The 24,432-nt window shown below is 64.9% G+C and carries 19 protein-coding genes; 10 read left to right on the top strand and 9 right to left on the bottom strand.

From position 1 onward, the window contains the following. The first annotated feature begins 56 nt into the window (after positions 1-56). Genes ABM562_RS15305 through ABM562_RS15275 form a run of 7 tightly spaced genes read left to right on the top strand, consistent with a single transcriptional unit; the run spans position 57 to position 6,769 of the window. Positions 57-989 carry a LysR substrate-binding domain-containing protein gene (locus ABM562_RS15305; RefSeq protein ID WP_115088845.1) on the top strand — a complete coding sequence of 311 codons (933 nt, stop codon included), beginning with the start codon at positions 57-59 and terminating at the stop codon, positions 987-989. Positions 990-1,035: 46 nt separating this feature from the next. Next, positions 1,036-1,641: a CDP-alcohol phosphatidyltransferase family protein gene (locus ABM562_RS15300; protein WP_115088847.1), complete on the top strand. Its 606-nt coding sequence runs from the start codon at positions 1,036-1,038 to the stop codon at positions 1,639-1,641. A gap of 30 nt (positions 1,642-1,671) precedes the next feature. Next, entirely contained in the window at positions 1,672-3,426 is a 1,755-nt protein-coding gene (locus ABM562_RS15295; RefSeq protein ID WP_115088848.1) for a bifunctional alpha/beta hydrolase/class I SAM-dependent methyltransferase, read from the top strand. Beyond that, on the top strand, positions 3,426-4,745 hold the full coding sequence (locus ABM562_RS15290; RefSeq protein WP_115088850.1) for a phosphatase PAP2/dual specificity phosphatase family protein: 1,320 nt from the start codon (positions 3,426-3,428) through the stop codon (positions 4,743-4,745). The genes ABM562_RS15295 and ABM562_RS15290 overlap by 1 nt, the downstream gene beginning before the upstream one ends. Continuing rightward, the gene (locus ABM562_RS15285; RefSeq protein ID WP_460422515.1) at positions 4,742-5,200 is read left to right on the top strand and encodes a hypothetical protein; all 459 of its coding nucleotides are present in this window, start codon (positions 4,742-4,744) and stop codon (positions 5,198-5,200) included. Before ABM562_RS15290 ends, ABM562_RS15285 begins: the two co-directional genes overlap by 4 nt. Positions 5,201-5,211: 11 nt before the next feature. Continuing rightward, positions 5,212-5,835 (top strand): lysophospholipid acyltransferase family protein, encoded by a 624-nt coding sequence (locus ABM562_RS15280; protein WP_115088855.1) that lies wholly within the window; start codon positions 5,212-5,214, stop codon positions 5,833-5,835. 1 nt (position 5,836) lies between these two features. Continuing rightward, a complete protein-coding gene (locus ABM562_RS15275) occupies positions 5,837-6,769 on the top strand; it encodes a phosphatidate cytidylyltransferase (protein WP_045195828.1) in 933 nt (310 codons plus the stop codon). Positions 6,770-6,772: 3 nt separating this feature from the next. Here ABM562_RS15275 and ABM562_RS15270 read toward each other — a convergent pair whose 3' ends face one another. Then, positions 6,773-7,531, bottom strand: coding sequence for a sulfite exporter TauE/SafE family protein (locus ABM562_RS15270; RefSeq protein ID WP_115088857.1), 759 nt, complete (start codon positions 7,529-7,531; stop codon positions 6,773-6,775). A 101-nt stretch (positions 7,532-7,632) separates the two neighbouring features. On the opposite strand from ABM562_RS15270, the gene ABM562_RS15265 reads away from it, so the two are divergent. Continuing rightward, the gene (locus ABM562_RS15265; protein WP_134064399.1) at positions 7,633-8,541 is read left to right on the top strand and encodes a LysR family transcriptional regulator; all 909 of its coding nucleotides are present in this window, start codon (positions 7,633-7,635) and stop codon (positions 8,539-8,541) included. Between the two features lie 105 nt (positions 8,542-8,646). Continuing rightward, complete coding sequence (locus ABM562_RS15260) at positions 8,647-8,991, top strand: cupin domain-containing protein (protein ID WP_010226921.1); 345 nt, start codon at positions 8,647-8,649, stop codon at positions 8,989-8,991. 102 nt (positions 8,992-9,093) lie between these two features. Here ABM562_RS15260 and mmsB read toward each other — a convergent pair whose 3' ends face one another. Both mmsB and ABM562_RS15250 read right to left on the bottom strand, forming a co-directional pair. Next, on the bottom strand, positions 9,094-9,981 hold the full coding sequence (gene mmsB / locus ABM562_RS15255) for a 3-hydroxyisobutyrate dehydrogenase (protein ID WP_346617723.1): 888 nt from the start codon (positions 9,979-9,981) through the stop codon (positions 9,094-9,096). A gap of 10 nt (positions 9,982-9,991) precedes the next feature. Continuing rightward, complete coding sequence (locus ABM562_RS15250; protein ID WP_115088863.1) at positions 9,992-11,518, bottom strand: CoA-acylating methylmalonate-semialdehyde dehydrogenase; 1,527 nt, start codon at positions 11,516-11,518, stop codon at positions 9,992-9,994. Between the two features lie 136 nt (positions 11,519-11,654). Here ABM562_RS15250 and ABM562_RS15245 point away from each other — a divergent pair, with 136 nt between their 5' ends. Then, complete coding sequence (locus tag ABM562_RS15245) at positions 11,655-12,602, top strand: LysR family transcriptional regulator (RefSeq protein ID WP_115088864.1); 948 nt, start codon at positions 11,655-11,657, stop codon at positions 12,600-12,602. Here the strand turns inward: ABM562_RS15245 and ABM562_RS15240 are convergent, their stop codons facing one another. The 6 genes from ABM562_RS15240 to recC form a co-directional block, all read right to left on the bottom strand. Then, entirely contained in the window at positions 12,603-13,094 is a 492-nt protein-coding gene (locus ABM562_RS15240; RefSeq protein ID WP_267954413.1) for an OmpA family protein, read from the bottom strand. A 12-nt stretch (positions 13,095-13,106) separates the two neighbouring features. Beyond that, complete coding sequence (locus ABM562_RS15235) at positions 13,107-14,378, bottom strand: diguanylate cyclase domain-containing protein (protein ID WP_115088869.1); 1,272 nt, start codon at positions 14,376-14,378, stop codon at positions 13,107-13,109. Continuing rightward, on the bottom strand, positions 14,375-14,950 hold the full coding sequence (locus ABM562_RS15230) for a YfiR family protein (RefSeq protein ID WP_258578730.1): 576 nt from the start codon (positions 14,948-14,950) through the stop codon (positions 14,375-14,377). Before ABM562_RS15230 ends, ABM562_RS15235 begins: the two co-directional genes overlap by 4 nt. Before the next feature lie 113 nt (positions 14,951-15,063). After that, positions 15,064-17,145: an exodeoxyribonuclease V subunit alpha gene (recD, locus tag ABM562_RS15225; protein WP_460422510.1), complete on the bottom strand. Its 2,082-nt coding sequence runs from the start codon at positions 17,143-17,145 to the stop codon at positions 15,064-15,066. Beyond that, entirely contained in the window at positions 17,142-20,831 is a 3,690-nt protein-coding gene (recB, locus tag ABM562_RS15220) for an exodeoxyribonuclease V subunit beta (RefSeq protein WP_460422508.1), read from the bottom strand. Before recB ends, recD begins: the two co-directional genes overlap by 4 nt. After that, complete coding sequence (gene recC, locus ABM562_RS15215) at positions 20,828-24,304, bottom strand: exodeoxyribonuclease V subunit gamma (protein ID WP_460422506.1); 3,477 nt, start codon at positions 24,302-24,304, stop codon at positions 20,828-20,830. Before recC ends, recB begins: the two co-directional genes overlap by 4 nt. Between the last annotated feature and the right edge of the window lie 128 nt (positions 24,305-24,432).

The raw sequence follows: 24,432 nt of genomic DNA, 5'->3' as shown, positions 1-24,432 counted from the left end.
ACTGAGACTGAAAATCTGCCATATACTCAGCCAGACTATTGCCCAGGAAGAGGCTGATGCATTTCGATCTGATTGACCTGCGACTGTTCCAGCACACCCTGGAGTGCGGCAACATCACCGCTGGCGCCCAGCGCAGCCACCTGTCGCTGCCGGCCGCCAGCGCGCGCATCCGCGCCATGGAAAGTTCGTTGGGCACACCGCTGCTCGAACGCAACCGCCGTGGCGTGCAGGCCACGCCTGCGGGACAGGCGCTGCTGCAGCATGCCCGGCTGATCGCCCAGCAGGTCGAACGCCTGCAGTTCGACCTCGGGCAGTACGCCCAGGGCCTGCAGGGCCAGGTGCGACTGCTGTGCAACACCGCAGCGTTGACCGAATACCTGCCGGAGCTGCTTGCCGGGTTTCTTCAGCAGTACCCGGCCATCGACCTCGATATCCATGAACTGCCGAGCCTGCGCATCGTTCAGGCGATCACCCAGGGCGTGGCGGATATCGGCATCATTTCCAGCGCGGTGGCCAGCGAACACCTGCAGACCCTGGCGTTTCGCGACGACCCGCTGGTACTGATCATGCCGCCCGCTCACCCACTGGCCGTCGACGCCAGCCTGCGCTTTGCCGACACCCTCGGCCACGGCTACGTCGGCCTGCAGGCCGACAGCGCCCTCGCCCTGCACCTTGAAGAGCAGGCCCTGCACCTGGGCCGGCGCCTGCAAGTCCGGGTGCGCGCCGAAGGCTTCGACGGGGTGATCCGCATGGTCGCCCATGGCGCCGGTTTGGGAATCGTGCCACTGGCAGCGGTACAGCGCTGGCAGGGCGTGTTGCCGTTGCACAGCCTGGCGCTAAACGAGCCGTGGGCCAACCGTCAGTTGCGCCTGTGCAGCCGGGATTTTGCCGGCCTGCCCGGGCATGCGCAGGCCTTGCTCGACTGCCTGAGTGCCGGCGCTATTGCTCCGGCAGGGGCAATCCACCGACAATCGCCCCCGCGGACCTAGTTGTTGCTGCACTGATCGCCAACCGAGTCGTAAAGGGAGTTTCACCGTGCCGTCGATCTACCAGCTCAAACCCCGCTTTCAGGCGCTGTTGCGCCCGACGGTCGAGCGCCTGTACCAACGCGGCGTCACCGCCAACCAGGTGACCCTGAGCGCCGCCGTGGTTTCCGTGTTGCTCGGCCTGTTGCTGGCCTGGCTGCCACACCTCACCTGGCTGTTCGCCCTGGTGCCGGTGTGGATGCTGCTGCGCATGGCCCTCAATGCCATCGACGGCATGCTCGCCCGCGAATTCGGCCAGCAATCGAAGCTCGGTGCCTACTACAACGAACTCTGCGACCTGGTCGCCGACAGCGCCCTGTACCTGCCTCTTGCCTTGCTGCCGGGCGTCTCATCGGCGCTGGTGGTGATCGTCGTGCTGGCGGCGCTGATCAGCGAATACGCCGGGGTCATGGGCCCGCTGGTCGGCGCCGAGCGCCGCTACGACGGTCCCATGGGCAAGAGCGATCGCGCTTTTGTCTTCGGCGTGCTCGGTGCCGGCGTCGCCGCAGGCCTGCTGCCTGCCAGCTGGATCAACGGCGTGCTGCTGGTGATCTTGCTGCTCTCGCTCTATACCCTCTACAACCGGGTCAGCCGCGGTCTGGCGCAAACCCGCTGAAGCTCTTTGTGCCAGATAAGGATATTTGCCATGCGCAACGCGCAATCGCTGCACTTCACCACCCACGACGGCGTCGAACTGCATTACCGCCACTGGCCCGCCAACGTCGCTGACGGCCAGCCACGCCGCGCCGTGGTGCTGTTCCACCGCGGCCACGAACACGGTGGGCGCATGGCCCATCTGGCCGACGAGCTGCAGCTGCCCGACCACGACTTTTTCGCCTGGGACGCCCGTGGCCACGGCCAGTCGCCCGGGGCCCGTGGCGACAGCCCGAGCTTCGCCTGCAGTGTGCGCGACGTGCAGACCTTCATCGAACATATCGCCCGCGAGCACGGCATCGCCGAAGAGGACATGGCGGTACTGGCGCAAAGCGTCGGTGCCGTGCTGATCGCCACCTGGGCCCACGACTACGCGCCCAAGGTGCGCTGCCTGGTGCTGGCCTCGCCGGCCTTCAAGGTCAAGCTGTACGTGCCGTTCGCCCGCCCGGGGCTGAAGCTGATGCGCGCCTGGCGCGGCAACTTCTTCGTCAACAGCTACGTCAAGCCGCGCCTGCTCAGCCACGACCCCGAACGCATCGCCTCGTATGAAAGCGACCCGCTGATCAGCCGGCCGATTTCGGTGACCATGCTGCTTGGCCTGTATGAAGCCGCCGACCGCGTGGTGGCCGATGCCCAGGCGATCCAGGTGCCGACCCAGCTGTTGATTTCCGGCGCCGATTTCGTGGTCAAGCGCAAACCCCAGGAGCAGTTCTTCGAGCGCCTGGGCAGCGTGCACAAAGAAAAACACATCCTCCCCGGGTTCTTCCACGACACCCTTGGCGAACGTGACCGCAGCCATGCCCTGGCGCGGATCCGCCGGTTTATCGGGCACTGTTTCAGCCAGGCGCCGCAGCGCCCTTCCCTGCTCGCTGCCGACCAGCTGGGTGCCAGCTGCGCCGAGGCCGAAAGCCTGGCCGCGCCGCTGCCACGCAACTCGCCGGCCGACCTCTACTGGCGCGCCACCCGCGCCAGCCTACGGCTGGGCAAGGGCTTGTCGGACGGGGTCAAGCTGGGCTTCGACACCGGCTTCGACTCCGGCAGCACCCTGGACTACGTCTACCGCAACCAGCCCACCGGCAAGGGCGCGATCGGGCGGATGATCGACCAGAACTACCTCAACGCCATCGGCTGGCGCGGCATCCGCCAGCGCAAGCTGCATGTCGAGGAACTGCTGCGCCTGGCCATCGAACGCCTGCGCGAACAGGGCAAGCCGGTGGATATCGTCGATATCGCCGCCGGCCATGGCCGCTACATCCTCGAAGCGCTGCAGGGCCTGGAGCGCAAGCCGGAGTCGATCCTGCTGCGCGACTACAGCGAGCTCAACGTCCAGCAGGGCAGCGCGCTGATCGCCGAAAAAGGCCTGGCCGACATTGCCCGCTTCGTCCAGGGCGATGCCTTCGATGCCCAAAGCCTGGCCAGCCTCGACCCACGCCCGACCCTGGCAGTGGTCTCGGGCCTGTATGAACTGTTCGCCAGCAACCAGATGGTTGGCGACTCCCTGGGCGGCCTGGCCCAGGCTGTGGAGCCCGGCGGTTACCTGGTGTACACCGGCCAACCCTGGCACCCGCAGCTGGAGATGATCGCCCGCGCCCTGACCAGCCACCGCGCCGGCCAGGCCTGGGTGATGCGCCGGCGCAGCCAGGTGGAGATGGATCAACTGGTCGAGGCGGCCGGCTTTCGCAAGGTCTGCCAGCGTATCGATGAGTGGGGCATCTTCAGCGTCAGCCTGGCCCAGCGGGTCGCTTGATGAGCACTGCGCGCGAGCCAGGCTTGATCAAGCGCGGGGTGCTCTGGCTGCTGTTGCTCGGCCCGCTGTTCTTTCTCAGCTACGGCCTGACCAACACCTACACCGCCGGGCGCAGCGACGTCGGCAGCCTGGTGTTTGCCTGGGAAGGCAGCATCCCGCTGTGGCCCTGGACCATCATCCCGTACTGGTCGATCGACCTGCTCTACGGCCTGTCGTTCCTGCTGCCGCTGAGCCGTCGGGAGATGGACCGCCATGCCCTGCGCCTGCTTAGCGCGCAGGTCATCTGCATCCTCGGTTTTCTGCTCTGGCCGCTGCGTTTCACCGTCGAACGGCCAGCGCTGGATGGCCTGTTCGGCTGGTTGTTCGATGTGCTGATGGGCTTCGACAAACCGTTCAACCAGGCGCCGTCGCTGCACATCGCCTTGCTGGTGATCATCTGGGCGATGTTTGCCCGGCATATCCACGCCAGGCTGCCACGCTTGCTGGTACATGGCTGGATGGCGCTGATCGGCCTGTCGGTGCTGACCACCTGGCAACACCACTTTATCGACCTGCCCAGCGGCGCGCTGGTGGGGGTGCTGTGCGTTTGGCTGTGGCCGGTTGACGGCCGGCCGGTGCTGCGCCATCTGCAACTTGCCCGCGATCCGCAGCGCTGGCGCCTGGCGCTGCGCTATGGGGCCGGGGCGGCAGTGCTGGTGGGACTGGCGCTGTACCTGGGCGGCGTCGCCCTGTGGTTGATGTGGCCGGCGGTCGCGCTGCTGGTGGTGGCGCTCAACTATGCGCAACTGGGCGCCGAAGGCTTTCAGAAAGGGTCCGATGGCCGGCTCTCGTATGCCGCGCGCTGGTTGCTGGCGCCCTACCTGATTGGTGCCTGGCTCAACTCACGCTGGTGGACGCGGCGTCATCCTCAAGCGGATGAAGTGTGCGATGGCGTGTACCTCGGGCGAATTCCGGGCAAGGGTCAAGCCGCGCACTTCGCCGCCATTGTCGATCTGTGCGCCGAACTGCCAGCGTCGCTTGCCCCGGGCCAGGCCTACTGCGCCCTGCCCAGCCTCGATCTGGTCGTGCCCACGGCCGAGCGCTGCCGGGACGCGGCAGCGGCCATCGAGCAACTGCGCCAGCAGGGCCCGGTGCTGGTCTGCTGCGCCCTCGGTTACTCCCGCAGCGCCAGCGCCGTGGCCGCCTGGCTGGTGCTCAGCGGGCGCTGCAGCGATGCCCGGCAAGCGCAGCAACGCATCAGCCAGGCACGCCCCGGGGTGGTCCTGCATCCGCAGCACCTGCAGGTGATTGAACGCCTGCAAACGGAGCCTTGCCTGTGAGCGGCGAAATCCACCTGGCCCTGGTCGCCAGCCTGCTCAAGCGCGGGCGGCAGGTCGAGCGCCTGGCCGACGGCATCAGCTTGCTGGCGGTGTTTTTTGGCCTCGCGGTGCTGCTGATCGGCACGCCCGCCCCGTGGTTGAGCAGCGTGCTGTGCAGCGTGTTGCTGTTGGCCGGCTTGCTGCAAAAGTTTTTCGCCATACGCGTAGCACTGGATGCCGAACTGTTTGCGCACCTGGCCACCCGCAGCGATCAGCTCGCGCAGCACACCCAGGCGCTGGACCAGTCGTTGTGCGCCCTGGGCCTGAAGGCCAACCCGGTCGACAACCGCGACTGGCAGTCACGCGGCCTGGCAGCCATGGGCCTGCTGCGCAAACAACTCCTGTGCTTTGCGGTACAGGCCCTGCTGGCGCTGGCCGGCATCCTGCTTTTGCCCTTGTTTCACTCCGCCGGATAAGGACCTTGCCCATGCTTGCTGCCCTCACCGCCTTTGCCATCACCTCGGTCGCCCGCCTGATCACCGGCGCCCGCGCCCTGTGGCTGGGCTGCACGCCGCAACCGGTGCAACGGCTGTACTACGCCAACCACAGCAGCCACGGCGACTTCGTGCTGATCTGGGCCTCGCTGCCCCAGCCCCTGCGCCAGCACACGCGACCGGTGGCCGGTGCCGATTACTGGCAAAAACCCGGCATCCGCCAGTTCCTGATCAAGCGGGTGTTCAATGGCGTGCTGATCGACCGCCAGCACAGCGACGCCACAAGCAACCCTTTGCAACCGATCCAGGATGCGCTGGCCCAGGGTGATTCGCTGATCTTCTTTCCCGAAGGCACGCGCAACCTCAGCGACGAACCGTTGCTGGCGTTCAAGAGCGGACTGTTCCACCTGGCCAGCGCCCACCCGCAGGTCGAGGTGATCCCGGTATGGATCGCCAACCTCAACCGGGTCATGCCCAAGGGTCGTGCCCTGCCGCTGCCCTTGCTGTGCACCCTGAGCTTTGGCGAGCCGCTGCACCTGCAAGCGGACGAAAGCAAGCACGCGTTTCTCGACCGGGCCCGCCAGGCCCTGTTGGCCCTGGCCCCGAAGGAATCCTGAGATGGACAACAACACCCTTTCGCTGTTCGCCGGCATTGGCGGCCTGCTGTTGCTCGCCAGCCTGATCGGCCGCCTGCTCAAATGGCGCGCCGGCCCGGCGCCCCACGCGGTAATCGACAACCTCAACGCGCGGATCAACGCCTGGTGGGTGATGGTCCTGGTCATCGGCCTGGCGTTTCTGTTCGGCAAGCTGGGGGTGATCCTGCTGTTCTACTGCGTGTCGTTCTACGCCCTGCGTGAGTTCCTCACCCTGACGCCAACCCGGCGCAGCGACTACCCGGCACTGGTCGCGGCGTTCTACGTCGCCCTGCCGGTGCAGTACCTGTTGATTGCCATGGACTGGTACGGGCTGTTCAGCATTTTCATCCCGGTCTATCTGTTCCTGCTGCTGCCGATCCTGGCCAGCTTCGGCGGCGATACCACGCGCTTTTTGGAGCGTGCCTCGAAGGTGCAGTGGGGGTTGATGATCGCGGTCTACTGCCTGTCCTCGGTACCGGCCTTGATGACCCTGGATATCCCCGGATACGAAGGCCGCAACCTGCTGCTGATTGCCTGGCTGATCCTCGTGGTTCAGATTTCCGATGTGCTGCAGTACGTCTGCGGCAAGCTGTTCGGCAAGCACAAGGTGGCGCCCAAGCTGTCACCCTCAAAGACCGTCGAAGGCCTGGTCGGCGGCGTGGCCCTGGCCACTCTGATCGGCGCCACCCTGTGCTGGATCACCCCGTTCAGCTTCTGGCAGGCGGCGCTGATGGCCCTGACCGTCAACCTCATGGGCTTTGCCGGCGGCCTGGTGATGTCGGCGATCAAGCGCGACCGCGGCGTGAAGGACTGGGGCCATATGATCGAAGGCCACGGCGGCATGCTCGACCGCATGGACTCGGTATGCTTCGCCGCGCCGGTGTTCTTCCACTTCGTCCGTTACTGGTGGGCCTGATCGTCAGACCAACAGGTCGTAGGACAGCTTGCCGATCAAGATCAGCAGCAACACCAGGAACAGCGCGCGAACAAAGGGCACGCCCTTGTGCACCGCCAGCCAGGTGCCGGTCAACGCGCCGAGGATGTTGAAGGCGGCCATGGGGATGGCGATCAGGTAGAGCACGTTGCCGGTGGGGATGAAGAACATCAGTGCGGCGACGTTGGTGGCGATGTTCACCAGTTTCGCCGACGCCGAGGCATGCAGGAAGTCGAAGGCGAAGCAGCGAATGAACAGGAAGATCAGAAAGCTGCCGGTGCCGGGTCCGAACAGGCCGTCGTAAAAGCCGATGGCGCCACCGATGACGACCGCCAGCAGCTTCTCGCGGGTGCCGATGCGCATCGGCTTGTGCAGGGTACCGAAGTCCTTTTTCCAGAAGGTGTAGATCGCCATCAGCACAATCAGCACCAGCACCGCCGGGCGCATCAGCGACTGCGGCACCAGTGACACCGTGGCGGCGCCGACGAAGGCCATGGCAAAGGCTGCACAGGCCGCCGGGATCACCAGCCCCCAGTCGATCACCACCTTGCGCACGAACGAGCGTGCGGCAAACGCCGTACCGCACGCCGAGGCAACCTTGTTGGTGCCCAGCAATGCGGCCGGTGGCGATGCCGGCAGCACGTTGAACAGCGCCGGAATCTGGATCAGCCCGCCACCACCCACCGCCGCATCGATCAGCCCGGCGGCAAAGGCAAACACACAAAGAACGACGATATCGACCATGGTTTCAGGCTCTGGCAGTCAAGGACGGGCGCGCCAAGGTTAACCAACGTCCGGGTTTTGTGTTGCAATGCCATATTGCAAAAACTGCAACGAGGTAACACATGGCCCTGGATATGCTCGCGGAGCTGGAAGCCTTCGCAATGGTTGCCCGCAAGCGCAGCTTCGTCGCCGCAGCACGCGCCCTGGGACGCTCGCCCAGTGCTGTGACCCGTGCCGTGCAAGCCCTGGAAGAAAACGCCGGGGCCAAGCTGTTCAATCGCTCGAGCAACGCCGTAAGCCTGACCGAGGCAGGTGAACGCTTGCTGCCCTACGCCTACAAAATGCTCGATCTGCAACGTGAGGCCGATGAGGAGCTGACCGGGCTCAGCGGCCTGGCTTCCGGCTGGGTGCGGTTTTCCGCCCCCGAATCGCTGGCGCAGGTATTGCCCGGTCTGATTGCACAGTACGGCGAGCGCTACCCGCAGGTGAACGTCGATGTGATCTTCAGCGACGAGCCGATCGACCCGGCCAAAAGCAAACTGGATTTCTCGATTCGTGGCGCCTTCGCCCAGGACAGCGAGCTGATCGGCTACCCGCTGTGGCGCTACTCACGCTCGCTGTATGCCAGCCCCGCTTACCTGCACCGGCATGGCGTACCCGAGACGATCGAGGCGCTGGAAGCGCATGCGCTGATCCTGCATACCGCGCCGCGGATTCTCAAGGAGTGGAAGTTTCGCAGCGCCGATCAGGCCGTCAGCCTGCGAGTGCACCCCAGGTTTCGCTTCAGCTCCGGGGTTGCCGTATTCCAGGCCGCCCTGGCCGGTGTCGGCATCGCCCGCCTGGCCGACTGGCTGGCCGAACCCGAGGTGCAGGCTGGGCGCCTGCAGCGGGTCTGCGCCGAGTACCGGCTGACCGCCAGTAACGGCGACAGTCCGCAAATGCACGCGGTGTACCCGGCCGGCACGCTGCCGCAACGGGTCAAAGCGCTGCTGGAAGTGATCCGCGGCTTTGGCGACAGCCTTGATCGATAGGCACGGATTTGCGCTCCCAGACACCTGAAGGTCGAGACCAGACATTTGCCGGGCACCGATAGCGCCTATGGTGATGGACCTTTGAGCCATCCTCTGGAGCCTGGAATGTCCGATTTCATCACCGTGCTGCGCGAGACCTGCCCTACCCCCGTGCTGGATGCGACCAAGTGGCAACGCATCGGCGGCGACCCGCACACCGTCAACCTCAACGCCTATGTGTCGGCCGATGGCAGCAAGATCATGGGCACCTGGATCTGTACGCCGGGCAAGTTCCAGGTCAATTACGAGAAGTGGGAGTATTGCCATTTTCTGGACGGCTACTGCGTGATCACCCCGGAAGGTGAGCAGCCGGTGCACCTGAAAGCCGGTGATGTGTTCGTCATCGAACCGGGGATGAAAGGCACCTGGGAAGTGGTGGAGACGGTACGCAAGTATTTCGTTTTTGCCTGACCGCCGGGGCTGCCTTGGCAGCCCATCGCTGGCAAGGCCAGCTCCCACAGAGTTAGGTGTGCGCAGTATCTGTGGGAGCCAGCCTTGCTGGCGATGCTCTTTTTACTCGGGCTTGCGATAACCTTCGACAATCGCCGAGAAATCCTTGCCACCCTCGCCGCGCAAACTCATGGCCTGGTACAGCTGCTGGGCCACCGCGCCGAGAATCACCGGCTGGTGCGCCTGACGTGCGGCTTCTGTCGCCAGCCCCAGGTCCTTGAGCATCAGCTCGGCACCAAAGCCACCGGTATAGCCACGCGATGCCGGGGCCGTCTCGATAATGCCCGGCCACGGGTTGTAGGTGTCCGAACTCCAGCAGCGGCCGGTTGAGCTGTTGATGATCCCGGCCAATACCTTGGTGTCGATCCCCAGCGCATTGCCCAGGGCCATGGCTTCGGACACGCCGATCATCGAGATGCCCAACAGCAGGTTGTTGCAGATCTTGGCAATTTGCCCGGTGCCGACTTCACCACAGTGGACGATGTTGCGGCCCATTTGCGCCAGCACCGGTTGCAGGGTGGCGAACAGCGCGTCGCTGGCACCAACCATGAAGGTCAGGGTGCCGGCCGCAGCGCCACCGGTACCACCGGACACCGGTGCATCAGCCAGGTCGACGCCCTGCTTGGCCGCAGCAGCCGCAACATCGCGGGCCGTCTGCGGGTCGATGGTGCTGCAGTCAACCACCGGGGTACCGGCCTTGACACCGGCCAGCACACCGTCTTCGTTGAGGTACACACCGCGCACGTGGGCAGCAGCTGGCAGCATGGTGATCACCAGCTCGCTCTGCTGCGCGGCGTCGCGCGGCGAGCTGCTGATCTGCCCACCGAGCTCGGCAAGTTCAGCCAGCACGGTCTTGTTCAGGTCGAACAGGTTCAGCTGATGCCCGGCCTTGATCAGGTTGCGGGCCATGGGTGCGCCCATGTTGCCCAGGCCGATGAATGCGATACGCATGATGAGCTCCTTAGCGCAGGCTGATGGTGGTGTTCACGCCATCGTTGACGCTGTCATCATCGAACCAGCGGCTGGTGACGGTCTTGGTCTGAGTGTAGAACTGCACCACCTGTTTGCCGTACGGGCCGAGGTCGCCGAGTTTGGAGCCGCGCGAGCCTGTGAAGCTGAAGAACGGTACCGGTACAGGAATCGGAATGTTGATGCCGACCTGGCCAACGTCGATTTCGTTCTGGAACTTGCGCGCCGCCGCACCGCTCTGGGTGAACAAGCCGGTGCCGTTGCCGAAGGGGTTGCGGTTGACCAAGGCGATAGCTTCGTCGAGGGTGTCGACTTCCAGCACCACCAGCACCGGGCCGAAGATTTCCTGGGTGTAGATCTGCATGTCGGTGGTCACCCCGGAGAACAGGGTCGGGCCAACGAAATTGCCTTGCTCGTAGCCTGGCACACTGACTTCGCGGCCATCGAGCTCAAGCTTGGCGCCTTCCTTGATGCCGCTTTCGATCAGGCCCAGCACCCGCTCCTTGGCGCGCTTTGAAATCAGCGGGCCGACATCGGTACCCGGCTCGCTGCCGGCGTTGACCTTGAGGTTGGCGGCCAGCTCTTTGAGCTCCGGCAGCCACTCGCGGGCCTTGCCCACCAGCACCGCGACCGAGGTGGCCATGCAGCGCTGACCGGCCGCGCCGAAACCGGCACCGACCAGGGCATTGAGGGTTTGCGTACGGTTGGCGTCCGGCAGCACCACGGCGTGGTTCTTCGCGCCCATCATCGACTGCACGCGCTTGCCGTGCTGACCAGCCAGGTTGTACACGTGAGTGCCGACCTCAGTGGAGCCGACGAAGGAGATCGCCTTGATGTCGCTGTGGGTGCACAGCGCATCGACCACCTGCTTGCCACCATGGACGACGTTGAGCACGCCGGCCGGCACACCGGCTTCGATGGCCAGCTCCACCAGCATCATGGTCGACAGCGGGTCCTGCTCGGATGGCTTGAGCACGAAGGTGTTGCCGCAGACGATGGCCATCGGGAACATCCACAGCGGGATCATCGCCGGGAAGTTGAACGGGGTGATCCCGGCGCAGACGCCGATCGGCTGGCGCAGGGTGTAGGTATCGACGCCGCCGGCAACGTTCTCGGCGAACTCGCCCATCTGCAGGCTGCCGATGCTGCAGGTATGCTCGACCACTTCCAGGCCGCGGAAGATATCGCCTTCAGCGTCGGCAATGGTCTTGCCCTGTTCGGCACTGAGGACCACGGCGATGCGCTTGGAGTGTTCACGAATCAGCGCCTGCAGCTTGAGCATGATGCGCATGCGCGCGCCGATCGGGGTGTCGCGCCAGGTCTTGAACGCACGCTGGCCGGCGGCGATGGCGGCGTCGACTTCTTCGGCGGTGGCGAAGGGTACGCGGGCCAGCACTTGCTGGGTGGCCGGGTTGACCACGTCGCGCCATTCGCTGGTTTTCGATTCGACCCATTGGCCGTCGATCAGCAGCTTGACCTGCTCGACCTTGGTCTGGCCGGGGGTGAGGGATGCGTTCATGTGCGTTCTCCTGAAATTGTTGTTAGGGAGAGATCGACGCCACCGGATCAGCCACGGCGGGCGCTTGGGTCCAGGGCTTTTTTGGAGTATAGATGTGCAAACATCTAATAAGAACGCACATAAAAGCCGGACCAACATGCAAAAAAACATCACCTCCCTGGGGTCGTTGAACTGGGATGACCTGAAGTTCTTTCTTGAAGTGGCGCGCACCCGCAAGGCCAGCAGCGCAGCCAAACGCCTGGGCGTCGACTACACCACGGTGTCGCGGCGGATCAGTTCGCTGGAAGTGGCGCTGGGCACCTTGCTGTTCGAAAAATCGCGGACCAACGGCTTTGTCCTGACTGCCGAAGGCCAGCGCCTGCTCAGTTATGCCGAGTCGATCGAAAGCACCCTGCACATGGCCTGCGAGCAGGTCTCCGGTTCCGGCGTGGCGCTGTCGGGGCATGTGCGCATGGGCTGCACCGAAGGCTTCGGCAGCTTCTTCGTCACCCCGCAGCTGAGCCATTTCGTCGACGCCTACCCGGCGATCTCGGTGGACATCCTGCCGCTGCCGCACTTCATCAGCCTGTCCAAGCGCGAGGCCGACATCGTCATCGCCCTGGAGCGCCCGGAGCACGGGCCTTACGTGTGCTGCAAGCTGTGCGACTACCGACTGCGCCTGTACGCCACCCAGGAGTACCTGGACAGCCACGAGCCGATCACCCGCAGCAGCGACCTGGCCCGGCATCAGTTCATCAGCTATGTCGACGACCTGGCCTTCAGCTCCGAGCTCCTTTACCTGGCCAACCTGATCCCGGCCGCCAGCGCCAACCTGCGCAGCACCAGCGTGATCGCCCAGTACGTGGCGGCCCAGCAGGGTCGTGGCCTGGCGATACTGCCGTGTTTTCTGGCCGCGCAGGACCCGCGCCTGGTGGCGATTTTGCCCGAGGAAGTGGCGATTACCCGGCAGTTCTGGATGTACTGCCGCGAGGACTTGAGGAAGTTGAAGCGGATTACCCTGTTGTGGGATTACATCCGCGAAGTCACCGAGCGCAACACCCCGCTGCTGATGGGCGAGTCGCGCACGATGAGCTTTGCCGACTGATCAGTCGGAGGCGACCACGATCGACACCCGGCGGTTTTCCAGGCGCCCGGCGCGTGTGTCGTTGCTGGCCACCGGCTCGCTGCTGCCGAGGCCGCGGGTTTCGACGTTCTCGGGGCGCATGCCGATGCCCACCAGGACATTGGCTACGCTCTGCGCCCGACGTTTGGACAGTTGCTGGTTATAGGCAGCCTTGCCCGAGGCATCGGTGTGTCCGTCGACCCGCACGCGCTGGATGTTCACCGACAGCAGCGACTTGCCGATGCGCTCGACGATAGTCCTGCTCTGGGCGTTGAGGGTGTCGACATCGCTGCCGAACAGCACTTTGCTCGACAGGCCGAACTCCCAGCCTTCATCGGTGAGCTGGAAGCCCTCTTGCTTGAGCAGGGCAATCTGTTCGGCGGTCAGGCCCTTGGGCGGCACGCTCTGGCAGCCGCCCAGGGCGAACAGCGCCAGGGCCAGGCAGATAAAGTGAAAACGTAAACGTTGGCTCAGGTGAATCACGGTTCAGCTCCTGTTTTTTACGTGTTGGGCAGAGCGCTCCGTCTCTGCCATTTGCCCCTGGCCGCGCAGATTGCGCTTGGCCTGATACATCGCCGCATCAGCGGCATTGAGCAGGTCTGACGGCGTCAGGCCGTCATCGGGGAAATAGGCAATGCCGATGCTCAGCGAGGTGACGATGATCTGCCCTTCGCCCAGGCGGATCGGCAGTTTCATGCTGGCGGCAATCTTCTCGGCGATGCGCAGGGCATCGTCGCGCTTGTGCAGCGGCGCCAGCAGCACGGCGAACTCGTCCCCCCCCAGGCGGGCCACCAGGTCATTTTCGCGCAGCTGCGCGCGCACCCGTGTCGCGACGCTGATCAACACCTCATCGCCAGCCGCGTGACCAAAGCTGTCGTTGACCTCCTTGAAGTTGTCACTGTCGAGAAACAGCAACGCCAGGTGCTCCTGGTGTTTTTCCGCATTGCGCAGGGTGCGGCTCAGGCGGCCCTCGAAAAACGCCCGGTTGGGCAGGCCGGTGAGGCTGTCGTGGCTGGCCTGGTGGGCAAGGCTTTCATTCTCGCTCTGCAGGTGGCTCTGCCAGGACTCCAGCTCGTCGAGCAAGGCGTTGAAGTCGTTACCCAGTTCGTTGAGCTCGGCGATCTGCGCCGGCGGCACGCGGCGGTCGAAGCTGCGCTCGCGGCGTGCGGCATGGGCGACATTGGCCAGGCTGCGCAGCGGCCCGACGATATCGCCGAACATTCGCCGCGACAGGTACAGCGCGCTGAAGGCGCTGAGCGCCGTGCACAGCAGGATCCCGGCCAGGCCACTGAGCAGGAAGCGCACCAGGCTGCCGCCCTGCCCCACCAGCTCGATGCGCCCGACCTGCTGGCCCTGGTGCAGCACCGGCAGGATGATTGGTTCTTCCAGCAGGCTGCGGACTATCAGTTGCTCGGCCTGTGCCAGCAAGCCGCTTTCGCTGCGCTGCCAGCGGGCCAACAGCTCGCCGTTGTCGTCGAAGACCTTGGCATCGGCCACCTCTTCAGCGGCGGCGATCAGCGCCAGCGCCTCGTTGGCCGCGCCAGCGTCGTTGAACACCACCGCCGCTTCAACGGTGTAATTGATCGAACGAGCAATCAGATGCAGGTTGTGATTGGCGTACACGCGCAGGGCCAATACACCGAGCAGGGTCAGGGAGACCCCGGCAAGGCCGACAGCCAGCAGCGCGACGCTCAGGTGGCGGCGGCCGAGGACGGCACGCAGGGTCGGGCGCTCGCGCCCCTTGCCAAAGCCGATCATGGTTGCGCCGCCCGCCGCCGCGATAGCTGCAGCACGCTGGGGTGAATGCGCACGCCGCTGCGCGCCACCGAGTCGAGGTTGACGTCAAAGGCCACCTGGCGATCACTGACCCGCAGGCAGAACAGGCTGCCGACCGTACACGGGTCGTCAGCTTCGCTCATGCTCAGGACCGGATGACCGCTCAACGCAGTAAACAGTCGGCTGCGCTCGTCCTGGCTGAGCTTGCCGATATAGATCGCATCGCATTCACTGGCGATGCGCGGGTCGTCGGCCAACAGCCGGCGTACCTGCACCGGCCGGCCTGTGGCCTGGGTAGTCCCCTTGACCAGGTCGTCGGCGTATTCGGTCGGGCCGATCAGGCACAGGCGAAGTTGCGCCGGCTCAACCGGCCAGCGTGCATAACTGAGGATACCCAGCACGACCTGGGTCACTGCCTTGGCCCGCTGCTCGGCCAGGTTCGAAGTGGCCTGTGCCTCGGCGCAGGCTTGTGCGCCGAACAGCAACAGCAACGCGCCCAGCAGCGAACGCGTCAGGTTTGTCACACGTCCCGATATCGGGGCGGCCACATTCATGAAGGAAATCTCTTAAAACCACGCAGGATGATGCCGCAACGATAGCACAGAGCCCGATTTTCCAGCGAGGGAGCAGCCTGCCGGCGATCCGGTAAAAGGCCGAATCGCCGTGGTTATACCTGCTCCAGCATCAGCCCCGAGATGCGTTTGACCTTGCGCCGCACCGCGTCCTCAAACACACCCTGACGCGGCTCGATCAAACTAAAGCAGGTCTTGGCCCGGGTGATACCGGTGTAGATCAATTCCTTGGTCAACACCGGGTTCAAGGCATCCGGCAGCACCAGCGCAGTATGGGTGAACTCCGAGCCCTGGGACTTGTGCACGGTCATGGCGAACACGGTTTCGACCTCGTTGAGCCGGCTCGGCAGGACGAAACGCACGCCGCCGTGCCCGTCGTTGCGGGCGAAGGCCACGCGCAGCACCTGCTGCCCTTCATGCTGCTCATCCGGCAGGCGCAGGGCGATGCCGATATCGCCGTTCATCAGGCCCAGGCCGTAATCGTTGCGGGTCATCAGCACCGGGCGGCCTTCGTACCAGGGCTGTTCGCTGTCGATCAGCCCGGCGGCACCGAGCACCCGGCTGACCCGTTGATTCAGACCCTCGACACCCCAGGGGCCCTTGCGTACGGCGCACAGCAGCTGGAAGGTCTCGAAGCCCCGCAGCACCTGCATGGCCCAGCTTTCCCAGCGCGGGTCATCCACCGGCGTGCCGAGCGGCGGGCGCTGCTGACGGAGGGCCTGCAGGTAGCTGCGATAGCCCTGTGGCCCGTCGCTGCCGCGGCCCAGGCCGTCGAGCAACAAGCGATCGAAGTTGCGGTCCTGTTCGCCGCGCAGGCTCAGGGCGAACACATCGTTGAGTTTCTGGTTGAGCAAGGCCCGCGCCTGCTCGGCGTCCTGGCGGTTGACCAGGCGCGCCAGCTGGCCGATGCCGCTGCCTTCGCCGAAGCGCCGCGAATAGCGCAGCATCACCACTTGCTGCGCCAGGGGATACTGCCCGGCACTGCCCGGCAGCAGCTCACTGCCGGCCAGGGCCTCACCACTGACCTGCTCCAGCCAGGCCTGCGTCTCGGGGCTGTAGCGCCCGGCTTCGGCATCGCGGCACAGGTCGCCGAGTACCGCGCCGGCCTCCACCGAAGCGAGCTGGTCCTTGTCGCCCAGCAGCACCAGACGCGCATGGGGCGGCAGGGCGCCAAGCAGGTTGGCCATCATTTCCAGGTCGATCATCGAGGCTTCGTCGACGACCAGCACATCCAGCGGCAGCGGGTTACCGGCATGGTGACGGAAATGCCGCGAGCCCGGGCGACTGCCGAGCAGGCGATGGACGGTGGAGACGTCGGTGGGAATGTTCTCACGGACCTCGGCGGCCACCGCCAGGCGCTCGACCTGCTGGCCGATGGACTCGGTCAGGCGCGCTGCGGCCTTGCCGGTGGGTGCCGCCAGGCGGATGCGCAGTGGCCGGCCAGCCTCGACGGCGGGCGCTTGCAGCAAGGCCAGCAAACGCACCACCGTGGTGGTTTTGCCGGTACCCGGGCCGCCGGTAATGATGCTAAAGGCACTGCGGGTGGCCAGGGCGCAGGCCAGCTTTTGCCAATCCACCTGACCGCTGGGAGCGCCGCCGTCGAACAGTTGCGCCAACCGCGCCGAAAGATCCGCCGGGGTCGGCTCGACCTGCTGCAGGCGCTCGCGCAAAGCGTTGTCGATACGCCGCTCGTAGGCCCAGTAACGGCGCAGATACAGGCGCCGGCCATTGAGCACCAACGGGCGCGCGCTGTCTTCACCACTGCTGCCGTGGGCCACCAGCCGACTGCGGTTCAGTTGCTGCAGCCAGGTGTCGAGCTCCAGGCGCTCAAGCAGCTGCGACGGCAACAGCAGCGGCCCGGCCAGGGCATCGCCTTCCGGTGGCAGCGACAGGGCGAAATCCGGCTCGGCCAGGGTTTCACCCAGATCCAGGCAGACATGGCCGTGGCCCAACTGATGACTGGCCAGTGCCGCCGCCAGCAGCACCAAGGGTTCGCCGCCCGGGTCGCGCTCACCGAGAAAACTCACAAAGGCCCGGTCCAGGGCACGCAACCAGCCACGCTCGACCCAGCGATCGAGCAAGGCAAGCAGGTCTGCGCTTTTGCTCAGCGGCTCCAGCGCGGCCAGATGGCGGGCATCCAGTGGCGTAGGGAGCAGGTCGTCGAGGCTACGGCTCATGGTGCGTCTCCGAGAAACAGGTCGTGTTGTTGCGGGGTGCTGACACCGCGGAACAGGGCGTCGAGCTGCTCGATCAGCTCGCGCGGGGGCTTGACGAAATACAGGCCGCGGGATGGCGAATCGACACCGCGCAAGAAGACAAACAGCGCCCCGCCGACATGCTGGTCGTAGTCATAACCGGGCAGCCGCGCGCGCAACTGGCGGTGCAGGGCCAGCAGGTAGAGCACGTATTGCAGGTCGTAGCGGTGGCCGAGGATCGCCCCTTCCATGGCCAGTTCGCTGTAGGCCTGGTCATCAGGACCCAGCCAGTTGGATTTGTAGTCCGCCACGTAATAGCGGCCGTCGTGTTCGAAGGCCAGGTCGATAAAACCCTTGAACATGCCATTGAGCAGCGCCGGTTGCGCAGCCAGGCGTGCAACGCCCTGGTGGGTGTATTCGCACACCAGTTGATCGAGCCGACCTACATCGACCTTGTGGCTGGCAAACCAGAATTCCATTTCGATCTGGTACTGGCGTAGCTGGCTCAAGGACAACGGCGAACTGTCGGGCGCCAGGGCCATGGGTTGCTCGAGCAATTGCTGCAACCACTGGCTGAGGGTCGGGATCCAGCCGGTCCAGTCGCGGCGGTTGCAGCGCTGGCCAACGGTGCGGGTCAATTGCTCGGGATCGGCGCTGACCTGGGCAAAACCTTCATGCCCGGCCCATTCGAGCAGGCCGTGGAGGAAGGTGCCGGGGTTCGGCCCGCGGGGGAAGCGGTGAATGTCGCCGCTACCGGGCATGACTTCACGCAACTGCTGCAGGTCGGGGCGCTCGTCATCGAGCAGTTGTTGCGCCTGGGAGCTGTCGGCCGCCAGGGTCATGGCCTCTTCGCCGATGCGTAAGGCGCTGTAGGACGCGATCCACCAGTTTTCTGCAGCCCGGCGTTTGGGCTGGCGCGCGGGTAGCAGTTCGGCCTGGTTGAGCGGGGCGCTGTAGGCCTGCTCATCAGGCGCTGGCAGCTCGATGCTGGCGATGGGCGGGCAACCGGCCTGCAAGGCCTGCAGCCAATCGCCCAGCTGGGTCGAGGCTGACAGGGCGCTGCCGCCGCCCAACAGGTAACCCAAGGCTGAACGATGCAGGGTCGAGGTCTTGCCGGCGCCGCGCTTGAGGTCGGCAACGCCGAGCCAGCAGGCATGCTGGGCGCGGGTCAGGGCCACGTAGAGCAGGCGCAGGTCTTCGGCCAGGCGCTCATCGTCGGCCAGGGCGATCTGTTCGGCATCCGGGGTCAGGGTCAGGTGCGCCTGGCCTTCGCTGTCGTGCCAGGCCAGTGGCAAGCGCGAGCCATCCACCGGCTTGCTGGTGCAGATGAAGGGCAGGAACACCAAGGGATATTCCAGGCCCTTGGACTTGTGGATGGTCACCACCTTGACCAGTTGCTCGTCGCTTTCCAGGCGCAGGATCTGCTCCTCGCCGGCCTGGCCGGAACTGGCCAGGTGCTCGCCCAGGTGACGAATCAACGCCTGCTCGCCATCCAGCTCGGTAGCCGCCTGCTGCAGCAGCTCGGCCAGGTGCAGCAGGTTGGTCAGCACCCGTTCGCCATCACTGCGGGCCATCAATACCTGGGGCAGATCGAAGTCATGCAGCAGGCGCCGCAGCATCGGCAGTACACCCTGGCTGCGCCAGATCAGCCGGTACTGGCGGAACTGCATGACCCAGCGCTCCCACACCCGCTCATCCTGGTTCAATTGTGCCAGGGCGCTGAGCGGCAGGTTGAGGGTAATGCTGGCCAGCGCCGCCTTGAGCAGGCGCTCGGCATCCGGCTCGGCGCAGGCTTTGAGCCAGGCCAGCAGGTCATGGGCTTCCTGGGCGGCGAACACCGAGTCCTTGTCCGACAGGTAAACGCTGCGCACATCGCGGGCCGCCAATTCGGCACGAATCAACTGCGCCTCGCGGCCATCGCGCACCAGAATGGCGATATCCGAAGGCAGGCAGCCACGCAGCGACTGATCGGCCTGCACGAAACCACTGCGACCCTGCTGCCCGCCATTGAGCAAGGCAACGATCTGGCTGGCACAGCTGGCGGCCAGTTGCTGACGATAAACAGCGCCGGATACCGGCTCTTCACTGCTCAGTTGCCAGAGGTTGAGGGCGGGTACCGGCGAGCCATCGACCTGCAGCTGCTCGCTGCGGCCCTTGGCCTTGACCTCGAGAAACGGCACCGGGTTGTTGCTGCCGTCGCGGAACAGGAAGGCGCCACGGCCCTGCTCGCGCACTTCGGCCTGCATGAACACATGGTTGACCGCCGTGACCATGGCCTGGCTCGAACGGTAGTTGGTATCGAGGCTGTGCAGGCGCCCGGCCGTGGCCCGTCGCGCCCCCAGGTAGGTGAAGATGTCGGCGCCGCGGAAGGCATAGATTGCCTGCTTGGGGTCGCCAATCAGGAACAGGCCGGTATCGCGTGCGTTCTCTTCAATCCGGTAGATGCGCTGGAAGATCCGGTACTGCACCGGGTCGGTGTCCTGGAATTCGTCGATCAGGGCCACCGGGAACTGTTCACGGATCAGCCCGGCGAGGCGCTCGCCGGCATCACCGTGCAACGCGTGGTCGAGACGCAGGAGCATGTCGTCGAAGCCCATCTCGGCGCGGCGGCGTTTTTCCTGTTCAAAGCGGGCGCCGACCCAGGCAGCCGCGTGCTCGAGCAGACAGGCATCAGGCGTGGGCAGGCCCTGAAGCTGGTCGCGCAGACCCTCCATCGCCTGGAGTGCCGGGTGGACTGGCGGCTCGCCCTTCCAGGCTTCGGTCATGCCGGCACGGGTAAAGCGGCTGAAGCCGGTGCCCAGGTCCAGCTCCAGCGCCTGGTCGTCCTCGGCCCAGGCCTTGAGTTTTTCGCACCAGGGCTCGAAGTAGCGCGCCTGCATCTTGCGCCCGTCAACCTGCTTGGCGGCCAGGCCGTCACGGCAGATCTGCAGCAACTCGCCGGACCATTGCGCCCAGGGCGCCTTGAGCGTGCGCAGCAGTTCAGTACGTTGCTGCAGCACCGCTTCGATCAGCGCCTGAGGCTCTTCCTCATCGCTCTCGATGCGCTGCCGGCCGAACAGCGCGCGGACCCGTGGCAGCAAGGCTTCGGGGCTGACCCAATGGGCGCGAACCCAGGCCAGCGCATCGCCCTGCATGCTGTAGCAGAAGCGTCGCCAGTAATCGCGCATGACCTGGCCAAGCAGGTCACTGTGGTCGGTTTCCAGGGTCTGGGTAAACAGGCTGCCGCTGTCGAAGGCGTGCTCGCGCAGCATGCGTTGGCACCAACTGTGGATGGTCGACACCGCAGCTTCGTCCATCCACTGTGCGGCCACGTCCAGGCGGTTGGCGCACGCCGCCCACAGCGACGGCTCATAGTCATCGCGCAATTGCTGGAGCAAGGGATCGGCTTCGCTCAACTCACCACGGAAGTAGCGCGCGGCTTCTGCCAGGCGGGTGCGGATGCGTTCACGCAGCTCCTTGGTAGCGGCGTCGGTGAAGGTCACCACCAGGATCTGTGGTGGCAACAGCTCGCGGCCAAAGCCCTGTTCACCGCCATGGCCGAGCACCAGGCGCAGGTACAACGCCGAGATGGTGAAGGTCTTGCCGGTACCGGCACTGGCCTCGATCAACTGGCTGCCATGCAAGGGAAAGGTTAGTGCCAGGGGGGCTGGGGCAACACCAAGGCTCATCGAGCGCTCTCCTCTTTGCCCGGCGTCTGCCAGGGCGCTTCGAATATCGGGCGGTACAGGGCCTCGCACCAGCCTTCGAATTCTTCACTGGCACTGAGTGCCGCGAAATCGCTGAACTGTCGGGCCAGCGCGGTGCTTTCGCTGCGCTCGCCGAAGGTGTTCTGACCATCGCCGTCGTAGGCCTTGGCGGCTGCAGCCAGGGCTTTGTCGGCATCGCTCTGGGCCAACCAGGCAAAGGCGGTCTTGACTGCTACCGGGAGCGGCGCATTCATACCCGCCTGGCGGGCCAGCAGCAGATCGCCCAGCAGTTCAGCGGCGCGGGCCTGCTCCAGGGGGGCGAGCAACAGGGTGACATCGGTGGCGACCACTGCACTGTGCAATGGCAAACCAACCGCGCAGGCGGCCAGGTGCATGACCCAGGTCGGAGTCAGCCGGTGCCATTTCAGTGTGCGGCCACTGCTGATGCCGTTGGGCAAGGTAGTGATGCTCAGCAGGGATTGATCCTCCCGCTGATAGACCCGGCCCAACCAGCCTTCGAGCTTGAGCTCGCGGTACTCGAAACGGATCGGCAAGGCGTTATCCACAGGCATCGGCCATTGCTGCAGCAACTGTTGATAACGCTGCAACAGGTCGGGCAATGGCTCGATCAACTCGGCCTGCAGGCATTCGCCGAAGCCGGCCAGTGGCAACAGCCCGTAACCCTGCAGGCGGCGGGCCTGGGTGGTAAGCGCCCGGGCGCTGTCATCCGGATCGGCCAGGGCTGCGGCCAGCAGGCTTTCGCTCAGGCTGTAGCGCTGCAGGGCATCGAGGACGAAGGGCTCCTCATCGGCCAGCGGCGCTTGCGCCGACTCGAAAAAGACCTTCAGCCGCTGACTGAAGAAATGCCGCACCGGATGGCGCAGAAAGTCCTGCAACAAGCTCAGCGTCAGCGGTTCATCGCTGTTGTATGGCGGCAGCTCGTCCTCATTGATCTGCTCTTCGCCAGGGAGGTGCAGCGTCCGCCATTCCCGTGCATAACTGAACAGGCTGCTGCCCTTGTGGAAGTAGCGGGCGCTGAACGGCTGCAACGGATGCTCCACCGTCAGGGCATGCAGCAACTGCTCACCTGCATTGAGCTTGCCACCGATCTCGGCATCGGCCAGACGCCAACCCGTAGCCAGATGGTCGCGTAACTGGCCAATCAGCACCGAGGCCGGGCGTTCGCTGTTATCGCGGATGCTGCGCCCGACCCAGCTGATATACAGCTGGTCACGGGCCGAAAGCAGCGCTTCGAGCAACAGGTAGCGGTCGTCTTCACGGCGCGAGCGATCACCCGGACGGTAGTCGCTGCCCATCAGGTCGAAGTCCAGCGGCGGTTGCGCACGCGGGTAGTCGCCATCGTTCATGCCCAGCAGGCAGACCACCTTGAACGGGATCGCACGCATGGGCATCAAGGTGCAGAAATTTACCGAACCTGCAAGAAAACGCTGGGACAAGCGCCCTTGGTCGAGCCCGGCCAGCCAGGCTTCGCGAACCACGGTGAGCGGCAGCAAGTCTTGCAGGCCAACCGATTCACAGGTCTGCAACCAGGTTTCGCGCAGGGTCTGCAGTTGCACCAGCAGATAGTCGTCATGCTCGGTGTCGGCGAGGAAGAACACTTGCAGCAAGGCATGCAGGCGCTCGCCCCACTCGGCAGCAGTTGCCGGTTGGGAAAGTTGCTCGTGGGCGATTTCCAAGGCGTCGAGCAGGGCCACCAACGGGCCGATCAAGGCGGCATCCAGGCCGCCGATTTCATCGAACGGCTCGATACCATCGCAGCCTTCGCCGACACCGACGGCGTAACCCAGCAGCATGCGCCGCAAGCCAAATCGCCAGCTGTTCTGTTCGAGATCCGCCGGCAAGCCGAGGCCCGCGCGTTGCTCGGCGTTCAGGCCCCAGCGAATGCCGGCGCCTTCGATCCAGCGGTGCAAGGTCGGCAGGTCGCTTTCCTTGATGGCGAAGCGCGAACGCAAGGCTGGCACATCGAGCAGGTCAAGGACCTCGCTCACCGCGAAGCGGCTATCAGGTAGCTTCAGCAAGTGCTCCAGGGCAATCAGCAGCGGATCTCGGCCACGCTGGCCCTGGTCGGTCAAGGTGAAGGGGATGAAGCGCGGATCATTGCGGTCCAGTTGGCCGAACACCGCGCGGATGTGCGGCGCATAGGTGTTGATGTCCGGGAGCATGACGATGATGTCCCGTGGGCGCAGCGTCGGGTCGGCACTGAAGCGGGCGAGCAACTGGTCGTGGAGGATTTCCACTTCACGTTGCGGGCTGTGGCCGATGTGGAAGCGCACCGAGCGATCTTTGGCCAGGTCGACGTCAGGCCAAAGCTCACGGGTTTCGGCCAGCGGACGCAACTCAAGAATGTCGTCCTGCAACTGGTTGAGCAGTGTTGTCGGGGCGCTGTCGCTGAACAGGTCGATACGCCCGTCGCTGAAGGCTGCGCGGTAGCTGCCAGGGTCGTCATAGCTGTCGAGCAGGTTGATATAGTCGCGGCCTTGCTTGCCCCAGGCGGCGAGCAACGGATGTGCGTGTTGATGCAGGGTTTCGGCATCGATCAGGCTGGGCATGCCCTGCTTGCGTTGCTGGCGCTTGTATTGATGGCGCAGCAGGTCCTTGTCGGCAACGATGTCGGCCCAGTGGTGACGGCAGGGGTTGTGCACGCAGAGCAGCACCTGGCTGAAACGAGCCAGCCCTGCGAGCGCTTCGAGCGCCTGGGCAGGCAGCGACGAAATGCCGAAGACGATAACCCGGGATGGCAAGCCAGGTGGCGCCTCCTGCAGGCTATTGATCCGCTCGATAAAGCGCTGATGGACTCCGGCGCGGCTCTGGGCCATGCCCTCTTCACCGACATCCAGCAACAGGGCGCGCCATAGCTCTGCCTGCCAGCAGTTGGCGGCCGGCAGCGGCTTTGATTCGCCACGGGCGGTATTGAGTACATGGCGGCCGGCGGCCCAGTCCTTGAGCCAGTCGGCCCGATACACCTGATACTGGTCGAACAGGTCGGCAAGGCGTTCGGCCAACTGGTAGCGCTTGCGCAGGTCGCTGTCGTCGGTGAGAAAGCGCTGCAAGGGCTCGAAGTGCGGTTTGTCGATGACTTCAGGCAGCAGGCGCATCAAACGCCAGGTCAGCGGCGCCTTGTCGAGCAGCGACACCTCGGGGATTTCTTCGCGGCCCAGCACCTTGCGGTACAGCTGCCACATGAAACTGCCGGGTAGTTGCACCTCGACTGCGGCGGCGATGCCACAGCCACCTTGATCGTCGTCTTCAGGATCTTCGGCTAGGGCCAGCTTCAGCCACTGGGCGATGCCGTTGCTCTGCACCAGGGCGATTTCGTTTTCCAGCGGTGCCAGCGGGTAACGCCGCATCCAGCTCACCACCAGACTGCGCAGTTCATCCAGGCGATTGCCGTGAACCACCATGAAACCTGGTATGAGTGGGTTTGCGTGCGGCATTGGGCATCCTTGAGGCTGTGCGGGCAGAGGGAAACCTTATCATGCTCGGGGAGCCTGACTGTGTTGTGCAACAGCCAGAAAGACAAAACCCCTACCTGCATACGCAGATAGGGGTTTCGGAATTTAAT

The sequence above is a fragment of the Pseudomonas sp. ZL2 genome (assembly GCF_054788455.1).
This window is presented reverse-complemented; position numbering and strand designations above follow the sequence as displayed.

Excerpts from the sequence above, each read along its gene's own strand:
- ABM562_RS15295 (WP_115088848.1), top strand. The coding sequence starts at position 1,672 with ATGCGCAACGCGCAATCGCTGCACTTCACCACCCACGACGGCGTCGAA.
- ABM562_RS15270 (WP_115088857.1), bottom strand. The coding sequence starts at position 7,531 with ATGGTCGATATCGTCGTTCTTTGTGTGTTTGCCTTTGCCGCCGGGCTG.
- recD (WP_460422510.1), bottom strand. The coding sequence starts at position 17,145 with ATGAGCCGTAGCCTCGACGACCTGCTCCCTACGCCACTGGATGCCCGC.
- recB (WP_460422508.1), bottom strand. The coding sequence starts at position 20,831 with ATGAGCCTTGGTGTTGCCCCAGCCCCCCTGGCACTAACCTTTCCCTTG.
- ABM562_RS15275 (WP_045195828.1), top strand. The coding sequence starts at position 5,837 with ATGGACAACAACACCCTTTCGCTGTTCGCCGGCATTGGCGGCCTGCTG.
- ABM562_RS15250 (WP_115088863.1), bottom strand. The coding sequence starts at position 11,518 with ATGAACGCATCCCTCACCCCCGGCCAGACCAAGGTCGAGCAGGTCAAG.
- ABM562_RS15230 (WP_258578730.1), bottom strand. The coding sequence starts at position 14,950 with ATGAATGTGGCCGCCCCGATATCGGGACGTGTGACAAACCTGACGCGT.
- ABM562_RS15305 (WP_115088845.1), top strand. The coding sequence starts at position 57 with ATGCATTTCGATCTGATTGACCTGCGACTGTTCCAGCACACCCTGGAG.
- ABM562_RS15290 (WP_115088850.1), top strand. The coding sequence starts at position 3,426 with ATGAGCACTGCGCGCGAGCCAGGCTTGATCAAGCGCGGGGTGCTCTGG.
- ABM562_RS15260 (WP_010226921.1), top strand. The coding sequence starts at position 8,647 with ATGTCCGATTTCATCACCGTGCTGCGCGAGACCTGCCCTACCCCCGTG.
- ABM562_RS15235 (WP_115088869.1), bottom strand. The coding sequence starts at position 14,378 with ATGATCGGCTTTGGCAAGGGGCGCGAGCGCCCGACCCTGCGTGCCGTC.
- recC (WP_460422506.1), bottom strand. The coding sequence starts at position 24,304 with ATGCCGCACGCAAACCCACTCATACCAGGTTTCATGGTGGTTCACGGC.
- ABM562_RS15265 (WP_134064399.1), top strand. The coding sequence starts at position 7,633 with ATGGCCCTGGATATGCTCGCGGAGCTGGAAGCCTTCGCAATGGTTGCC.
- mmsB (WP_346617723.1), bottom strand. The coding sequence starts at position 9,981 with ATGCGTATCGCATTCATCGGCCTGGGCAACATGGGCGCACCCATGGCC.
- ABM562_RS15245 (WP_115088864.1), top strand. The coding sequence starts at position 11,655 with ATGCAAAAAAACATCACCTCCCTGGGGTCGTTGAACTGGGATGACCTG.
- ABM562_RS15280 (WP_115088855.1), top strand. The coding sequence starts at position 5,212 with ATGCTTGCTGCCCTCACCGCCTTTGCCATCACCTCGGTCGCCCGCCTG.